Raw genomic sequence first — 14902 nt, 5'->3', positions numbered from 1 at the left:
GATATGCCGCTGTCCCACTGGCCACCCGTGTCCGTCGTGATGCCCGTGCTGAACGAGGAACGCCACCTCGAGGAGGCGGTCGGCCGCGTCCTCGACCAGGACTACCCGGGTGAGCTCGAAGTCGTACTCGCGATCGGGCCGAGCAAGGACCGGACCGAGGAGATCGCGGACAAGCTGGCCGAGAAGGACCACCGGATCAGCATCGTGCCGAACCCGACCGGCAAGACGCCGGCCGCGCTGAACGTCGGGATCGCGCACGCCAAGCACGACATCCTGGTCCGGGTGGACGGGCACGGCGCGCTCACCGACGGGTACATCACCCGCGCGGTCGAGGTGCTGGACGAGAGCGGCGCGGACAACGTCGGCGGCGTGATGGCCGCCGAGGGCCGGACCCCGACCGAGATGGCGGTCGCCTGCGCGTACCGCTCCCGGCTCGGCCTGGGTGCCTCGACGTTCCACCAGGGTGGCAAGGCCGGCCCGGCCGACACCGTGTACCTGGGCGTGTTCCGGCGAGCCGCGCTGGAGCGGGTCGGCGGCTTCGACGAGACGATGCACCGCGCCCAGGACTGGGAGCTGAACTACCGGATCCGGAAGACCGGCGGGCTGATCTGGTTCAGCCCGGACCTGTCGGTGACGTACCGGCCGCGGTCCTCGCTGTCCGCGGTCGCGAAGCAGTTCTTCCACACCGGTCAGTGGCGCCGCGAGGTGATCCGCCGGCACCCGGAGACGGCCAGCAAGCGGTACCTGGCGCCTCCGGTCGCGGTGATCGGCCTGGCCGTCGGCACGATCCTCGGCATCATCGGTCTGGCCACCGGCGTCAGTTGGCTCGACCTCGGCTTCCTGGCCCCGCTCGGGTACGCCCTGCTGCTGATCTTCGGCTCGGCGATGGAGGGCCGCTACCTGCCCTGGAAGGCGCTGTTCTGGATGCCGCTGGTCTGCGCGACCATGCACGTCTCCTGGGGCCTCGGCTTCCTGGTCGGCCTCCGCGAGCGCCCGAAGGCCGCCTAACCGGCCCTGGTGGACTTGATGTAGGCGGCCACGACCTCGTCGACCGGACCGTCGAGTTTCAGCACGCCGGCGTCCAGCCACAGCGCCCGGTTGCAGGTCTCCTGCACCACCTCCAGGCTGTGGCTGACCAGGAACACCGTGCCTGCCTGGTCGCGGAGCTCCTTGATCTTCCGCTCCGACCGGACCCGGAACTCGGCGTCGCCGGTGGCCAGCGCCTCGTCGACGAGCAGGATGTCGTGCGTCTTCGCGGACGCGATCGCGAACTTCAGCCGGGCCTGCATACCGGTCGAGTACGTCGACATCGGCAGGTCGATGAAGTCGCCGATCCCGGAGAAGTCGACGATCTCGGCGTACCGGCGCTGGGTCTCGGCCGGGGACATGCCCATCGCGAGACACCCGAGGACAACGTTCCGCTCGCCGGTGAGGTCGTTCATCATCGCCGCGTTGACGCCGAGCAGCGACGGCTGCCCGCCGGTGTACACGACACCGGACGCGGGCGGCAGCAGGCCGGCGATCGCGCGCAGCATCGTCGACTTGCCGGAGCCGTTGCGGCCGATGACGCCGATCGCGTCACCCTTGTACGCGGTGAAGCTGACGTTCTTGACCGCGTGCACCTCACGGATCGTCGGCCGGTCCTGGCGGTTGATGATCCGCCGCAGCGCGGTCGCCGCCGTACCCTTGCCGCCCTGGCCTGCGATCACCTTGTAGATGATGTCCAGCCGGTCGGCGATGACCGTTGGTTCAGCCGCGTCCATAGCGATCCTCCGCACGCCAGAAGTACCAGAGTCCACCGGCCAGCATCAGGAACGCCCAGACGGTCGCGATCCACCACGCGTGCGGCAGCTCGTTCTTCACATGCTCGTGCAGCAACGCACGCCGGACGACGTCGATGTACGCCGAGATCGGGTTGAACGCCAGCACCTGGACCACCCAGCCCGGCGCGTGCAGCTGGGACAGCTTGTACGGCAGCGAGAAGAAGATCCCCGACGCGTACAGCCAGGTCCGTGTGATGAACGGCAGCAGCTGGCTGATGTCGGTCACGAACGTTCCGATCCGCGCGAAGACCAGGGTGATGCCGACGTTGAACATCACCTGCAACAGCATCGCCGGGACGATCATCAGCCATCGCCAGGTGGGACCGTCGGTGAACCCCACGACCAGGAACAGCAGGCCCATCGAGATGAGCATCTGGTTCAGCTCGTTCAGCACGTAGGCGAGCGGCAGCGTCGCACGCGGGAAGTGCAGGGTGCGGATCAGCGACAGGTTCAGCGCCAGCGAGCGGGACCCTTCGGTCATGCACCGCTGGGTGAACGTGAACACGAACACCCCGCTGAGCAGGAACGCGACGTAGTTGTCGATCCCGTTCCTCGTCCCGAGCAGCACACCGAAGGCGAGGTAGTACACGCCGGCGTTCAGCAGCGGGGTGAGGATCTGCCAGATCGAGCCCAGGCGGGCCCCGGCGTACATGGCGTAGGTGCGTGCGGCGGCGTAGCTGACGACGAACTTACGACGGCTCCACAGCTCGCGCAGGTACGAGCCGAGCGGCGGTCGGATCGAGCTCTTGGTGAGTCCGTAGCGTTCGGCGAGCGCGGCCGGATCGGTCAACCCAGGCGGCCCTTTCGGCACTGCGGCGGTCGGCATTGCGCCAATGTACTGCGGTCCGTGACGGGGTAGTGACGCAGGTCAGCCCACTAAGCGCCCTTTCAGGTTGCTGAGGTCGTTTTCAGTAAGACCACCGTGCCGCAGGTATGCCTCCGGCCCGCCGTACTCGGCGTCCAGATGCCGCAGGATCGCGACGATCGACTCGGCCCGGGTGTCCCGGAACTCGATCATTTCCGGGTGTTTCGACGCGTCCGGCTCGTCCGCCAGCTGCTCCTCCAGCCACCCCGCGAGCCGCGACTGGGTCAGGTAGTAGTCGGCGACGATCTCGTCCTCCGGTACGCCGGCGACGCTCAACGCCAGCGCGACCACCATGCCGGTGCGGTCCTTGCCGCCGTGGCAGTGCACGACGACCGCACCCTCCGGCTCGTCCGCGATCGCCTTCACCGCGGCCGCGAACAGCTCCGGCCGCTTGTCGAGCATCCAGATGCAGGCCTCGACGATCGTCGGCTGCCCGTGGTCCGGGTCGGCCGGATCCTGCAGGGACTGCCGAACGGCGAGGGGCGTGCCGGTGAACGGGGTCGGGTAAGCCGCCACTTCGCCGTCGCCGCGCAGGTCGAGGATCCGTGCGACGCCCGCGCGACGGAGCGCGACCACACCCGCTTCGGTCAGGTACTGAAGGCTGTCCGCGCGGATCAGCACGCCTTCGCGGGTCACCCGCCCGTCGGCGGTAGGCAGTCCGCCGACGTCGCGGACGTTGCGGCAGCCCGGCCAGTCGAGGTCCACGGTCACCGGTCCTGCGGACGGTCGGGGTTCGCGCCGGGACGGTACGGCGGCGGCGCCGGGAAGGTGTGCGGCGGCATCTGGTTCGGGTGGGCGCCGGGCTGGTTCGGATAGCCGCCGGGCTGGTTCGGGTGGGCGGCAGGTTGGCCGGGGTAGCCGGCCGACGGGTGGGGATAGTTGCCGGGGGCGCCTGGTTGGGTGGGGAAGGTGTTGGTGGGGCGGCGGTTGCGGTTCTTGCGGACCAGGCCGATCGCGAGGAACGTGGCGCCCAGCCCGATGAAGATCAGCAGCGAGAGGACCACTCCGAAGATCGACAGCACGAACGCCGCCACCGACGACTTCGGGCCGGCCGCGTACGTCGCGCTGGTCTCGCTGTCCGTGCACGAGATGCTGTAGTCACCGGCCGGTACGGTCGACGTCGAGCGCGCCACGACGTACCAGGTGTCGCCGTTGATCGTGATCGTCTCCGACCCGCCCGGCCGCTTCGTCGGTACGTCGTTGCCGCTCGCGTCCTTCACCGTGCACGGCGGGGCCAGCACCGGGACCGACGAGTAGATCGTCAGACCCTCCTTCTTCAGGTGCACCATGCCGCCCTCGATCGGCTGCGGCGTCCGCGGCGCCGTGACGACGATCCGCCAGACGAAGAACCCGGCCAGGAGCACGCCGACCACGAAACAGGCGATGCCGATGGCGGGCAGGATCGACTTCTTGGGCGCCGCCGGACTGCAAGCTCATACCTGCACGGTAGCGGCTACGGGGACTGCTTGGTGAGGCTGACGTCGTCGCAGTAGCCGGATCCGGTGCCCGTCCGCGTAAAGCAGTAGACGGTCGCTGTCGTCGCGCCGGGTCCGGTGGTGAACGTGGCGCTCCCGCCCCGCCACGTGGTGTTGACGAAGGACGGCGCGCGGACTTCCGACGTACCGCCGAAGGCCTTCGCGCCGATCACGATCTCGGTGTCGTACGCGCTGACACGTCCCCAGCCGGAGAGCACGTACGTCGTGTCGGGCTCGACCGCGACGACCTGCTCGGCGCTCGCCTGCGACGGGCCGAGCTTCAGGCTGTTCGTACCGCTGTGCACCGTGTCCGTCGCGACCGAGCCCCGGCTCGCGGTGATGCTCCAGTTCGTCGTACCGGATTCGAAGCCGCCGTTCTTGACCAGGTTCGTGCCCACGCACGCCACGTCGTCGAAGGTCGAGAGCTGATGGAACCCGATGTCCGGCCGGCAGTTGACCGGGACGCTCGAGCCGAAGTAGTCCGTAGCAGCCGATCCGGCCACGTTCAGGCCGGCCCGCAGGGCGGGTGAGCCGGACCGGAGTCGATACCCGTCGGGTGCGGTGCTGCCGGGCGAGACGAGCAACGGGTCGGCGGTCGACTTGTACGGGTCGGTCGGCTCGGTGGCGGGGTGGTTGCCGAAGTAGAGGTTCCCGCGGAAGACGTAGTTCGCTACTTGGTCGTATCCGCCGGAGCCGAGGTTGTCGATGATGTTGTTCGTCCAGGTCGCCTTGGTGGAGCTCGACCCGTTGTCCTCGATCACCTTCGTCGTCGATCCGCTCGGCAGGTAGAACGTGTTCGCGTAGATCTGCGCCGCGTTCTCGCCGGCGGCGTACAGGATGCGGGACTTGTCGTTGATCGAGAGGTTGTAGCGGACGATCGTCCCGGACGTGCTCCAGCCGCTGGCGCAGCCGCAGAACAGCACGAACCCGCCCTCGTTGTCGTGGCTGAAGTTGTACTGGAAGATCACGCCGCGGTTCCCGCCGTCGGAGTCGAACGCCATCCCGTCGTTGCAGCACGGCCGCCGGACCCGGTACACCTCGTTGTACTGGACGACGGTGCGGTCGCTGTTGATGGTCCAGATGCCGGCGTTGTTGCCGGCCGAGCGCATCCAGATGTCGTACGCCGTGTTGTGTTCGACGACCGCGTCCGCGCCGATCCGGAGCACGACTCCGTCGCCGCCGATGTCGTGGATGCGGTTGTTCCGGAAGACCACGTGCGTGTTCGCGGTCCAGGCCGGGCCCGACGTGCAGGCGTAGATGGCGCGGCAGCCCCAGCTCGACGAGGTCGTGAGGCCTTCCCGGTCGACGTGGTAGATCTCGGAGTTCTCGACCGTCACGTCGTCGAAGTGCGTCGGCGTCGTGGTTCCGCTGACCCGGAACTGGATGCCGTTGCTGTTCTTGGTGTCGCCGCCGTTGACGTCGTGCACGTAGACGTCGTCGACGACGTAGTGCGAGCCCGTGCCGAAGTCGGCGAGTTCGACGAGGATCCCGTTCCGCTCGGCGGCCGTGGCGCCCTGATTGGTGACCTCCAGGCCGCGGATCTCCCAGTACTGGACGTTGTACAGGTGCACCGCGGCGTAGACGGTGCCGCCGCCGGCGATGACCGGACGCGCACCCGATCCGTAGGTGTCGACGGTGACCGGCGCGGCGGCCGTGCCGGAGCCGGACGGTTTCAGCTGACCGGCACAGGTGGTGCCGCGGGCGAACAACAACCGGTCGCCGGCTGAGAAAACGTGCGCGTTGGTTTCCGAAAGCGTGTTCCACGGCGCGGCCTGGGTGCCGTTGCCGGCGGACGTCGCGGCACAGTTCACGTAGTACGACGTTCCCGCGGCGCTCGCGACGGGAGCGGGCAGGGCGAGGGTCAGCAACGTGACCACCAGGAGTGCGATCTTCAGTCTGACTGCGCGCATCGTGGCAACCTCCGGGCCTGGGCGGGCGAACCACCCTCAGGTCAGCACGGATCCCGGACGCGGCACGCCGAATCGGACAAAAGACGACAGCGTTTTCCCGTAGTTTCCGGTCATGGGGCAACTGCTCGGGTCGAAGCGCAGAGAGCTACTGGTCAAGTGGATCGAACGCACCGGCTCGGTGTCCGCCCTGGAGGCGGCGGCCGCGCTGGGCGCGAGCGTCCGGACGATCCAGCGGGACATCCACGAACTGTCGCTCGCCGGCCGGCTGACCCGGGTCCACGGCGGCGCGGTCGCGGCGGGCCGGCGTAAGCCACCCGGCGACGCGCGACTCCGCCTGGGGATCCTCGTCCCGACCCGCGGCTACTGCTTCGACGCCGTGCTCGCGGGCGCGGAACAAGCGGCTGCCGCGACGGGCAGCACGTTGATCGAGGCCGACTACGACTACACCGACGATCTCGCCGCCTCCCGGTACGCCCGGATCAGCAGCCTCGAACTGGACGGACTACTCGTCACACCACAGTTGCCCGCGACGACATGGGGCCAGTTGTGCGGTACCGACGTACCTGTCGTGCTGATCGAACGCCCATGGGAACTGGGCTGGGTCCGCGACCTCGACCCGGCCACCTCGGTCGCCGCGGCGCGTGCACCGGTCGACCACGTCTTCACCGATCACCAGAGCGGATTCGTGCTGGGCCTGGACCACCTGGCTGCCCTCGGCCACCGAACGATCCACTGCCTGATCCGCGACACTCCGACCGCCCCGGCGCTACTCGCGACGGCAACGGCGTACGCGGAGACCATCGCGCCGGCACGCGGCGTCACGCTGGGCATCACCCGTCTACGCCGCTCCGCCGACCAGATCCGGGTGCTCACCGATGCGATGCGGCAGCTGGATCCGCAGCCCACCGCCCTGTTCGTCCACACCGACGAAGACGCCGTGAACGCCCAGCAGTTGCTGGCCTCCCAAGGCCTCGCGGTCCCCGGCGACATCTCGATCCTCTCCTACGACGACGGCCTGCCCGCCAACCCCGCCACCGGCCTGAGCGCCGTCGCCCCTGACCGGGTCGCGCTGGGCAAACGAGCCGTGGAAATGATCGTCGATCGCCTCAGCAGCCGAGGCCACCACACGCACGAAGCCCACCCGCCCACCAAGCTCGCCATCGTTCCTCGCCTCCACCACCGCGCGACAACCGCACCGGCCGACGGAGCACGCCCAGCAGGCCCGTCAGCCGCAGCGCCTCCTCGGTAGTTACGGGACGCCCAGCAGGCGCAGGACGGCCGCGGTCGCGGCGGCGGCCACGACGACCAGCACGAAGGGTGCCTTGCGCCAGGCAAGTACTCCGCCGACCAGCACCCCGGCGGGGCGGGCGATACCGGCGGGACCGTGGCCGGCTGTCAGAGCGGACGTGGCCACCAGAGCGGTGAGCAGGACGACCGCGGCGACCGCCAGCAACTGGTGGATCCGTTCCGGGACCTCGAAGCGGCTGCGAAGCGCAGGCCCCGCGAACCGCAGCGAGAACGTGCCTACGGCAAGCACCCCGATTCCGGCCAGTACCAGAGGCGTGTTCGTCATCGAGCCACCTCCTCCCCCGCGGGCTTCTCCGCGCGGTAGAACAACAGGCCCACAAGGGCAAGCAGGACAGGCACACCAGCCGGCAGGAAAGGCGTTGCGGCCAAGGCGATCACGACACCGACGAGTGCCGCGATACGGGTACGGCGATCGCGCAGAGCCGGAAGGACGAGCGCCAGCAGGACCGCCGGGAACGCCGCATCCAGACCGAACACGTCGGTGTCGGTGATGATCGATCCGGCGAGGCCACCGATCACCACGCCGATGTTCCAGCAGACGAAGATGCCGATACCGCCCGCCCAGTACGCCGCTCGCCGCTGCTCCAACTCGTCCTGCCCCATCGCGAACGCGACGTTCTCGTCGGTCATCACGTGGCTGCCGGGCCACCGCCGCCACCCGCTGCCGATGACGTCGCTGACCGCCAGGCCGAACGCCACGTGCCGGGTGTTCACCAGCAGTCCCGCGATCATCGCGGCGATCGGGCTGCCACCGGCCGCGACGATCCCGACGAACAGGAACTGCGAGGCGCCCGCGAAAACGACGACCGACAGCAGGATCGGGACCCACAACGGCAGCCCGCCGCCGACGCTGATCGCGCCGTACGACATCCCGACGACGCCGTCGGCCAGACACACCAGCGCGATGTCGCGGGCCAGTCCCCGGTCGAGTGTTCGCCAGATCGAACGCATGGGCATTATGATGAACACCAGCCCACTGGTTCGTCAAGCCGAACAAACGGACCGCTATATCGAACACGGAGCGAACCACACCGATGGACAGCAGCAAGGCACCGCTCGACGTGATCGCAGCCTCCCTGCGCCGGCACCGCGCCCGCGCCGGACTCTCCCTCACCGAGGTCGCCAAGCGTGCCGGCGTCGCCAAGTCCACGCTGTCCCAGCTGGAGTCCGGCACCGGCAACCCGAGCGTGGAGACCCTGTGGGCGCTGGCCGTCGCGCTCGACACGCCGTTCGCCGCGTTGCTCGACCCACCGCGCCCGCGGGTGCAGATCATCCGCGCCGGCGAAGGCCCCGCGATCTACTCCGACCGGGCCGACTACAGCGCCACGCTGGTCGCGTCCAGCCCGCCGAACGCCCGCCGCGACCTGTACCGGATCGTCGCCTCCCCCGGCCCGGGGCGCAGATCCGACCCGCACATGCCCGGCGTCGTCGAACACGTCATCCTCAGCTCCGGCCGCGCCCTGGTCGGTCCCCTCGACGATCCGGTGGAACTGCGGCCCGGCGACTACATCGCCTACCCGGGCGACCTCCCGCACCTCTTCCAGGCCCTGGAAGAGCTGACGACCGCAACGCTCGTCTCGGAGCACGTCTAACCAGTTGCCCTGGGCAATCCGGTAACCGTTGCCACCTGCAACAACTCGGCAGCACAACGCCGGACGTTCTGACAACGGAAAAGCGGGGCGCCCCGGACCACCGGGCGCCCCGCTTGTACCGAGCTCAGAGTTTGCGGCCGACCGCACCGACGATGCACTCCTCGACCTGGTTCAGCGGCTTGAGCCGCGGACCGTCCGGCCACCAGTCGTCGCACAGCACCAGGCCCGGCTCGACCAGCTCCTGGTCCGGGAAGAACGTCATCAGTTCCGCGCGGGTACGGAACCGGCCACTGCCCATCGGGCTGTGGATGAACTTGTCCTCCATCTTCCGGGCGACCTCGGAGTGCTCCGGGGTCTCGGGGTTGAAGAAGTGTGAGACAACCGTGTACGACCCGGGCACCACCGCGTCGACGTACTTCTGCATGATCTGCGCGCCCTCGTCGCCGATGTAGTGGTGCAGCGTGCCGTTCTGGATCACGGCGATCGGCTCGCTGAAGTCGAGGAAACCGCGCACCTCCCTGTTGGCCAGCACCTCGTCCGGGTCGAAGATGTCGGCGCTGACGAACAGCGTGTTCTCGTTCTCCTCCAGCAGCGCGCGGCCGTGCGCGAGCACCACCGGGTCGTTGTCGATGTAGAGCACCTTGGCGTCGGGCTGGATCCGCTGCACGACCTGGTGGGTGTTCTCGGCGGTCGGGAGACCGGAGCCGCAGTCGAGGTACTGCGTGATGGCGGCCTGGCCGGCCAGGAACCGGCAGGCGCGGATCAGGAAGTTCCGGTTCGACTTGGCCAGGTCCTGGGCCTGCGGCGCCGCGGCCTGGACCCCGCGCAGTACCTCGCGGTCGACCTCGAAGTTGTCCTTGCCGCCCAGGAAGGCGTCGTAGACCCGGGCGATGCTGGCCCGGGCGGTGTCGACGCCGACCGGGATCGAACTTGGCGCTTTGGTGGCATCGACCATCAGTGAACCTCGCAGAAAGAGATCGGGAGTCTGTTCGGCCGACTCTACAGAGAGTACGGCCGACTGAACACATCGTGTCGGCGGCTGCGGGTAGACATATTCACGCACCGTTATGAAATGATCAACTGCTGCACACCGAATCACTGCTGCTGGGAGGCGAGAGGTGACCGAGCCGGCGTATGGCGGACCGACCGCCCTGCGCATCATGCTCGGCGTGTATCTGCGCCGGCTGCGCGAGGCCGCGGGCGTGACGCGTACCGACGCGGGCTGGGCGATCCGTGGGTCGGAGTCCAAGATCAGCCGCCTGGAGCTCGGCCGGGTCGGCTTCAAGGTCCGCGACGTCGACGACCTGCTGACCCTGTACAAGCTCGACGACCCGGAAGAGCGCGAGCGGCTGCTGACGCTGGCCAAGGAGGCGAACAACCCCGGCTGGTGGCAGCGGTACGACGACCTGACGCCGCAGTGGTTCCACTCGTACCTCGGCCTGGAGATGGCGGCCGACCTGATCCGTACGTTCGAGCTGCAGTTCGTGCCCGGGCTGTTGCAGACCCCGGACTACGCACGGGCCGTGATCCAGATGGCCCGGCAGGACCTGCCGTTGCCGAAGGCCGAGGTCGATCGCCTGGTGTCGTTGCGGATGAGCCGCCAGGACGTGCTGACGCGGCAACGACCGGCGCGGCTGTGGGCGGTCCTCGACGAAGGGGTACTACGGCGCCCGATCGGCGGCAAGGCCGTTCTCCGGACGCAACTGGAGTACCTGCTGGAGGCGTCCCGGCGGCACAACGTGACGCTGCAGATCATCCCGTTCGAGAAGGGCGGGTACACCGCGACCGGCGGCGCGTTCACGCTGCTGCGGTACAACGACGCCGACCTGCCGGACATCGTCTACATCGAGCACCTGAGCAGCGCGGTCTACCTGGACAAGCGCGAGGAGCTCGACACGTACGTCGTCACGATGGACGCCGTGTCGATCACCGCGGCCCAGCCCCGCGAGACCGAACGCCTGCTGCGCCGGGCGATCGAGCAGGTCGACAACCTCTAGGGTGCGTGGATTAGGGCACGTGCCCTAGCGGGGTTGTGCGCCCGGTCCGGCGCGGAACGCCACCTCGCGCGGGGTGGGCCGGTGGCCGCCCTCGCACTGCAGTACGACGTTCACGCGTTCGCCGCAGTCGCCGCGGTGCCGGGGCTCGATCGGCGGACCGGCGTCCAGCGGAAGGTACTGGTCGGCCCACTGCACCATCGCGACCAGCACCGGATACAGGTCCATGCCGGCCTGGGTCAGCCGGTACTCGGAGCGTTCGCGCTGACCGGGCAGGCGGTACGGGTGGCGCCGGATCAGGCCGCGCTCGATCAGCGCCGCGAGGCGTTCGGTCAGCATCTGCCGCGGGATGCCGGCGCGGGCCCGGATGTCCTCGAAGCGGCGGACTCCGACGAAAAGCTCCCGCAGGACGTGAAAAGTCCACTTGTCGCCGAGGATGTCCATCGTCCGGGAGATCGTGCAGTTCTCCGTGGACCAGTTCATCGCTTCCGGAACCTGTTCGTCCACCGCGCTACCCATGGCACCGATGATAAGTCCGCTTGACAGACTCAGCCAAGCCAGCAACGCTGAATCCGTGAACCAGACTCAGGCGGGACCGCTACTCGTCCGCCGCGCCGGCGAACCCGACGCGGACGAGCTGGCCAGGATGCTGACCGGGCTGACCGATCTCAGCCGTTACTTCCGCTTCCAGACCGCGATCGGTTCGCCACCGCGGACCGCGTTGCTGCTGCGGATGCTCTGCCCGGCCGGGGCCGCGTTCGTCGCGACCCGCGGACCGGCGATCGTCGGGCACGCCATGTGGGCCTGGGCTCCGGGAGCGGCGACCGCCGAACTGGCGGCGGTGATCGCCGAGGACGAGCAGCGCCGCGGGCTCGGCGTACGGATGCTGTCGATCGCCGCCGCGGACGCGATCGCTTCCGGCGCGACGCACTTCCTGTTCGTGGTCAGTGCCGCGAACGAGCGCTCGGTGCGGATGGTACGTCGACGGTGGCCGGACGCGGCGGTCGAGCGGGACGGCGCCCTGCTGAGCTTCGTCGCACCGGCACGACTACCGGACCAGCCGGAAGAACGCGCGGATGTCGTCGACCAGCAGACCGGGAGCCTCGAGCGCCGCGAAATGCCCGCCCCGGGTGAACTCCGACCAGTGGACGATTCGGTGCCGGCGCTCTAGCACCTTCCGGATCGCCGGGTCCGTCGGGAACACCGCAACGCCGGTCGGTACGCCCGGGTGGAGGTCGTCGGTCGCGCGGCGGTTCTCGTAGTACAGGTCGGCCGAGGTCGCGCTGGTGTTGGTGAACCAGTAGATCGACACGTCGGTCAGCAGGTGGTCGAGGTCGACCGCCTCCTCGGGCAGCTCGCGGGCCGGATCGGTCCACTCCCAGAACTTCTCCAGGATCCAGGCGAGTTGCCCGACCGGCGAGTCGCTCAGTCCGTACGAGACCGTTTGCGGACGCGTCCCCTGCAGGTCGGCGTACCCGGTCCCGACCGCCCGCAGCCGCTCGGCGGCCGCGAGCCGTTCGCGTTCGGCGTCGGTCACCACGTCACCCGGCCGGACGTCCTCCGGGAAGGCCAGTCCCCCGTTGATGTGGACGCCGGCCACGTGCTCCGGATCCAGTTGCCCGACGAGCGGCGACACGACCGATCCGGTGTCGCCCCCTTGCGCGCCGTACCGCTCGTACCCGAGCCGATGCATCAACTCCACCCACGCGCCGGCGATCCGTCCGTGGTCCCACCCGTCCGTCAACGGCACCGAGAACCCGTGCCCCGGCACCGACGGTGCCACCACGTGGAACGCGTCCCGCGGATCGCCGCCGTACGTCGACGGATCGGTGAGCGGCCCGAGTACGTCGAGGAACTCCGCGACCGACCCGGGCCAGCCGTGCGTCAGCACCAACGGCAGCGCCTCCGGCTCGGGCGATCGGACGTGCAGGAAGTGCACGGTCTGCCCGTCGATCTCGGTGAGGTACTGCGGAAAGGCGTTCAGCCGCGCCTCCCACGCCCGCCAGTCGTAGGCCGCCCACCGCTCGGCCACACGCCGCACGTACTCGACCGGCACCCCGCGCTCCCAACCACCAGGTAGTTGCCGAGGCCAACGAACCGCTCGGAGCCGGGCGCGCAGTCCGCGATCTCCGCGTCCGCAACCGTGATCCGGAACTCAGAGATCATGCGCCCGCTCGTGCAACGGCTCGTACAACCCGACCTCGCCCCCACCCGGCAACCGGAACGCCGTCAACACACCCCACCGCTGCCGCTCCACCGGACGCACGAACTCCACGCCCCGGGACGTCAGCTCACTCATCGTCCGCTCGAGGTCGTCGCACATCAGCAACAGCTCGTGCGCCGGAGCCCCCGCCGGATGCACCGCCACCTCGGCCGGCGGCAGTTCGAAGATCAGCCAGCCGTGGCCGGCGTCGACGGACGGGTACTCCAGCACGTCCCGGAAGAACGCGCGATCCGCGTCCGCGTCAGTGCTGTAGACGATCACATGCGCACCGTTGATCATCTACAGCACTGTAGTCGCGTGCTCAGTCCTCGACGAGGATGGCCAGCGCCGGGCAGACCGCGGCTGCCTGGTGGATGTCGGCGGCGAGTTCCTCCGGCGGGTTCTCGTTCAGCAGTACCACGATGCCGTCCTCGTCGCGCTGGTCGAACACGTCCGCGGCGGCCGTCACGCACTGGCCGGAGGCGACGCACTTGTCCTGGTCGATGATGACCTTCATATGGGTTCCTTTCACCACGTCACGGGAAGTGAGTAGACGCCGTACACGGCGCCGTCGTGCTTGAACGGGATCTCCTCCAGCCCGACGGCCCGGCGCAACGTCGGGATCCGCCGGTACAGCGTGCTGTACACGACCTGTAGCTCCATCCGCGCCAACGGTTGCCCGAGGCACTGATGTACGCCGAACCCGAACGCCACGTGCCGTCGCGCGTCCCGGCCCAGGTCCAGCGCGTCCGGGTTCTCGAACACCGACGGGTCCCGGTTGCCGATGTCGTTCGGCAGGATCACGCCGTCGCCGGCCTTCAGCACCTGCCCGTGCAACTCGATGTCCTCGAGCACCGCCCGCCGTCGCCCGTTGTGCGTGATGTTCAGGTAGCGCAACAGCTCCTCGACCGCGCCCGCCACCACCTTCGGGTCGTCGGTCTCCCGCAGTACGGCGAGCTGGTCCGGATGCTCCAGCAGCGCGAGGGTGCCGAGGGCAATCATGTTCGCGGTGGTCTCGTGGCCCGCGATCAGCAACAGGACGCCGATCCCGGCCGCGTCCTGCCGGGTCAGCTCACCCGCCTTGACCCGGTCGGTCAGCCCGGACAGCAGGTCGTCGCCCGGGTTCTCGAGCTTCTCGCCGACGAGGTTGTCGAGGTATGTCGCGAGGTTGCCGTGCGCCGCCGCCCGCTCCTCCGGGGTCGCGGTCATCCGGATCAGGTTCTTGCTGTTCTGCTGGAAGTAGCCGTGGTCGGCGTACGGGACGCCGAGCAGCCGGCAGATCACCAGCGACGGCACCGGCAGCGCGAACGCCTCCACCAGGTCCACCGGGTTCGGCCCGGCCAGCAGGTCGTCGATCAGTCCGTCGACGATCTGCTGTACGCCGGGACGCATCGCCTCGATCCGCTTGATCATGAACGGCGCGGTCACCATCCGGCGCAGCCGCGCGTGCTCCGGGTCGTCCATCAGGATGAACCCGATGCCCACCCCGTCGTCGTTGCGCGGCGGCTCACCGGTCGGGCTCGGGTAGCCGGACCGCCGGACGTCGGAGCTCAGGCGCGGATCGGCGAGCAGCGTGCGCTGGTCGTCGTACCGCGTCACCAACCACGCGTCCTTGCCGAAGATGTTCACCTTGGTGAGTGGCGCTTCCGCTTGCAGGTCGCGGAGTTGCGGCGGCGGATCGAACGGACAACCTGATGCCCGGGTCATCGGATAGACAGGTGTTGTCATAGGT

Annotated in this window: 17 protein-coding genes and 1 pseudogene; 5 read left to right on the top strand and 13 right to left on the bottom strand. The window is 68.9% G+C overall.

Going from position 1 to position 14902, the window contains the following annotated elements; translation table 11 throughout:
- Positions 1–9 precede the first annotated feature (9 nt).
- On the top strand, positions 10–1008 hold the full coding sequence (locus tag AB0M51_RS39245; RefSeq protein ID WP_344200702.1) for a glycosyltransferase family 2 protein: 999 nt from the start codon (positions 10–12) through the stop codon (positions 1006–1008).
- Here the strand turns inward: AB0M51_RS39245 and AB0M51_RS39240 are convergent.
- The 5 genes from AB0M51_RS39240 to AB0M51_RS39220 all read right to left on the bottom strand — a co-directional run bounded on the left by AB0M51_RS39240 (position 1005) and on the right by AB0M51_RS39220 (position 6073).
- Positions 1005–1763 (bottom strand): ABC transporter ATP-binding protein, encoded by a 759-nt coding sequence (locus tag AB0M51_RS39240; RefSeq protein ID WP_344198983.1) that lies wholly within the window; start codon positions 1761–1763, stop codon positions 1005–1007. The genes AB0M51_RS39245 and AB0M51_RS39240 overlap by 4 nt on opposite strands.
- Positions 1750–2649: an ABC transporter permease gene (locus AB0M51_RS39235; RefSeq protein WP_363753690.1), complete on the bottom strand. Its 900-nt coding sequence runs from the start codon at positions 2647–2649 to the stop codon at positions 1750–1752. The genes AB0M51_RS39240 and AB0M51_RS39235 overlap by 14 nt, the downstream gene beginning before the upstream one ends.
- A 42-nt stretch (positions 2650–2691) precedes the next feature.
- Positions 2692–3393 carry a tyrosine-protein phosphatase gene (locus tag AB0M51_RS39230; protein WP_363753687.1) on the bottom strand — a complete coding sequence of 234 codons (702 nt, stop codon included), beginning with the start codon at positions 3391–3393 and terminating at the stop codon, positions 2692–2694.
- 2 nt (positions 3394–3395) lie between these two features.
- The gene (locus tag AB0M51_RS39225) at positions 3396–4061 is read right to left on the bottom strand and encodes a hypothetical protein (RefSeq protein WP_363753684.1); all 666 of its coding nucleotides are present in this window, start codon (positions 4059–4061) and stop codon (positions 3396–3398) included.
- 80 nt (positions 4062–4141) lie between these two features.
- Positions 4142–6073: a carbohydrate binding domain-containing protein gene (locus AB0M51_RS39220; protein ID WP_363753681.1), complete on the bottom strand. Its 1932-nt coding sequence runs from the start codon at positions 6071–6073 to the stop codon at positions 4142–4144.
- A 112-nt stretch (positions 6074–6185) separates the two neighbouring features.
- Between AB0M51_RS39220 and AB0M51_RS39215 the strand changes: the two genes are divergently transcribed.
- Entirely contained in the window at positions 6186–7322 is a 1137-nt protein-coding gene (locus tag AB0M51_RS39215; protein ID WP_363753678.1) for a substrate-binding domain-containing protein, read from the top strand.
- Here AB0M51_RS39215 and AB0M51_RS39210 read toward each other — a convergent pair whose 3' ends face one another.
- Together AB0M51_RS39210 and AB0M51_RS39205 are read right to left on the bottom strand one after the other, a co-directional pair.
- A complete protein-coding gene (locus AB0M51_RS39210; RefSeq protein ID WP_344198995.1) occupies positions 7323–7646 on the bottom strand; it encodes an AzlD domain-containing protein in 324 nt (107 codons plus the stop codon).
- Entirely contained in the window at positions 7643–8332 is a 690-nt protein-coding gene (locus tag AB0M51_RS39205; RefSeq protein ID WP_344198997.1) for an AzlC family ABC transporter permease, read from the bottom strand. Before AB0M51_RS39205 ends, AB0M51_RS39210 begins: the two co-directional genes overlap by 4 nt.
- Positions 8333–8415: 83 nt before the next feature.
- On the opposite strand from AB0M51_RS39205, the gene AB0M51_RS39200 reads away from it, so the two are divergent.
- The gene (locus AB0M51_RS39200; RefSeq protein WP_344198999.1) at positions 8416–8973 is read left to right on the top strand and encodes an XRE family transcriptional regulator; all 558 of its coding nucleotides are present in this window, start codon (positions 8416–8418) and stop codon (positions 8971–8973) included.
- A gap of 124 nt (positions 8974–9097) precedes the next feature.
- Here AB0M51_RS39200 and AB0M51_RS39195 read toward each other — a convergent pair whose 3' ends face one another.
- Entirely contained in the window at positions 9098–9928 is an 831-nt protein-coding gene (locus tag AB0M51_RS39195; protein WP_344199001.1) for an SAM-dependent methyltransferase, read from the bottom strand.
- Between the two features lie 163 nt (positions 9929–10091).
- On the opposite strand from AB0M51_RS39195, the gene AB0M51_RS39190 reads away from it, so the two are divergent.
- Entirely contained in the window at positions 10092–10970 is an 879-nt protein-coding gene (locus AB0M51_RS39190) for a helix-turn-helix transcriptional regulator (RefSeq protein ID WP_344199003.1), read from the top strand.
- A 24-nt stretch (positions 10971–10994) separates the two neighbouring features.
- Here the strand turns inward: AB0M51_RS39190 and AB0M51_RS39185 are convergent, their stop codons facing one another.
- Positions 10995–11486 carry a helix-turn-helix domain-containing protein gene (locus AB0M51_RS39185; protein WP_344199005.1) on the bottom strand — a complete coding sequence of 164 codons (492 nt, stop codon included), beginning with the start codon at positions 11484–11486 and terminating at the stop codon, positions 10995–10997.
- A gap of 55 nt (positions 11487–11541) precedes the next feature.
- On the opposite strand from AB0M51_RS39185, the gene AB0M51_RS39180 reads away from it, so the two are divergent.
- Positions 11542–12138 carry a GNAT family N-acetyltransferase gene (locus AB0M51_RS39180; protein WP_344199007.1) on the top strand — a complete coding sequence of 199 codons (597 nt, stop codon included), beginning with the start codon at positions 11542–11544 and terminating at the stop codon, positions 12136–12138.
- A 345-nt stretch (positions 12139–12483) separates the two neighbouring features.
- Here the strand turns inward: AB0M51_RS39180 and AB0M51_RS39175 are convergent.
- From AB0M51_RS39175 to AB0M51_RS39160, 4 genes and pseudogenes are all read right to left on the bottom strand, one after another.
- A pseudogene (locus AB0M51_RS39175) lies at positions 12484–13086 on the bottom strand (alpha/beta fold hydrolase); the annotation flags it as partial.
- A 36-nt stretch (positions 13087–13122) separates the two neighbouring features.
- Positions 13123–13470 carry a VOC family protein gene (locus AB0M51_RS39170; RefSeq protein WP_344199009.1) on the bottom strand — a complete coding sequence of 116 codons (348 nt, stop codon included), beginning with the start codon at positions 13468–13470 and terminating at the stop codon, positions 13123–13125.
- 22 nt (positions 13471–13492) lie between these two features.
- Positions 13493–13687 carry a ferredoxin gene (locus AB0M51_RS39165; protein WP_344199011.1) on the bottom strand — a complete coding sequence of 65 codons (195 nt, stop codon included), beginning with the start codon at positions 13685–13687 and terminating at the stop codon, positions 13493–13495.
- Positions 13688–13698: 11 nt separating this feature from the next.
- A complete protein-coding gene (locus tag AB0M51_RS39160) occupies positions 13699–14898 on the bottom strand; it encodes a cytochrome P450 (RefSeq protein ID WP_344199013.1) in 1200 nt (399 codons plus the stop codon).
- Positions 14899–14902: the final 4 nt, after the last annotated feature.

Source organism: Kribbella sp. NPDC051137 (assembly GCF_040682535.1).
GTDB lineage: Bacteria > Actinomycetota > Actinomycetes > Propionibacteriales > Kribbellaceae > Kribbella > Kribbella karoonensis.
This window is presented reverse-complemented; position numbering and strand designations above follow the sequence as displayed.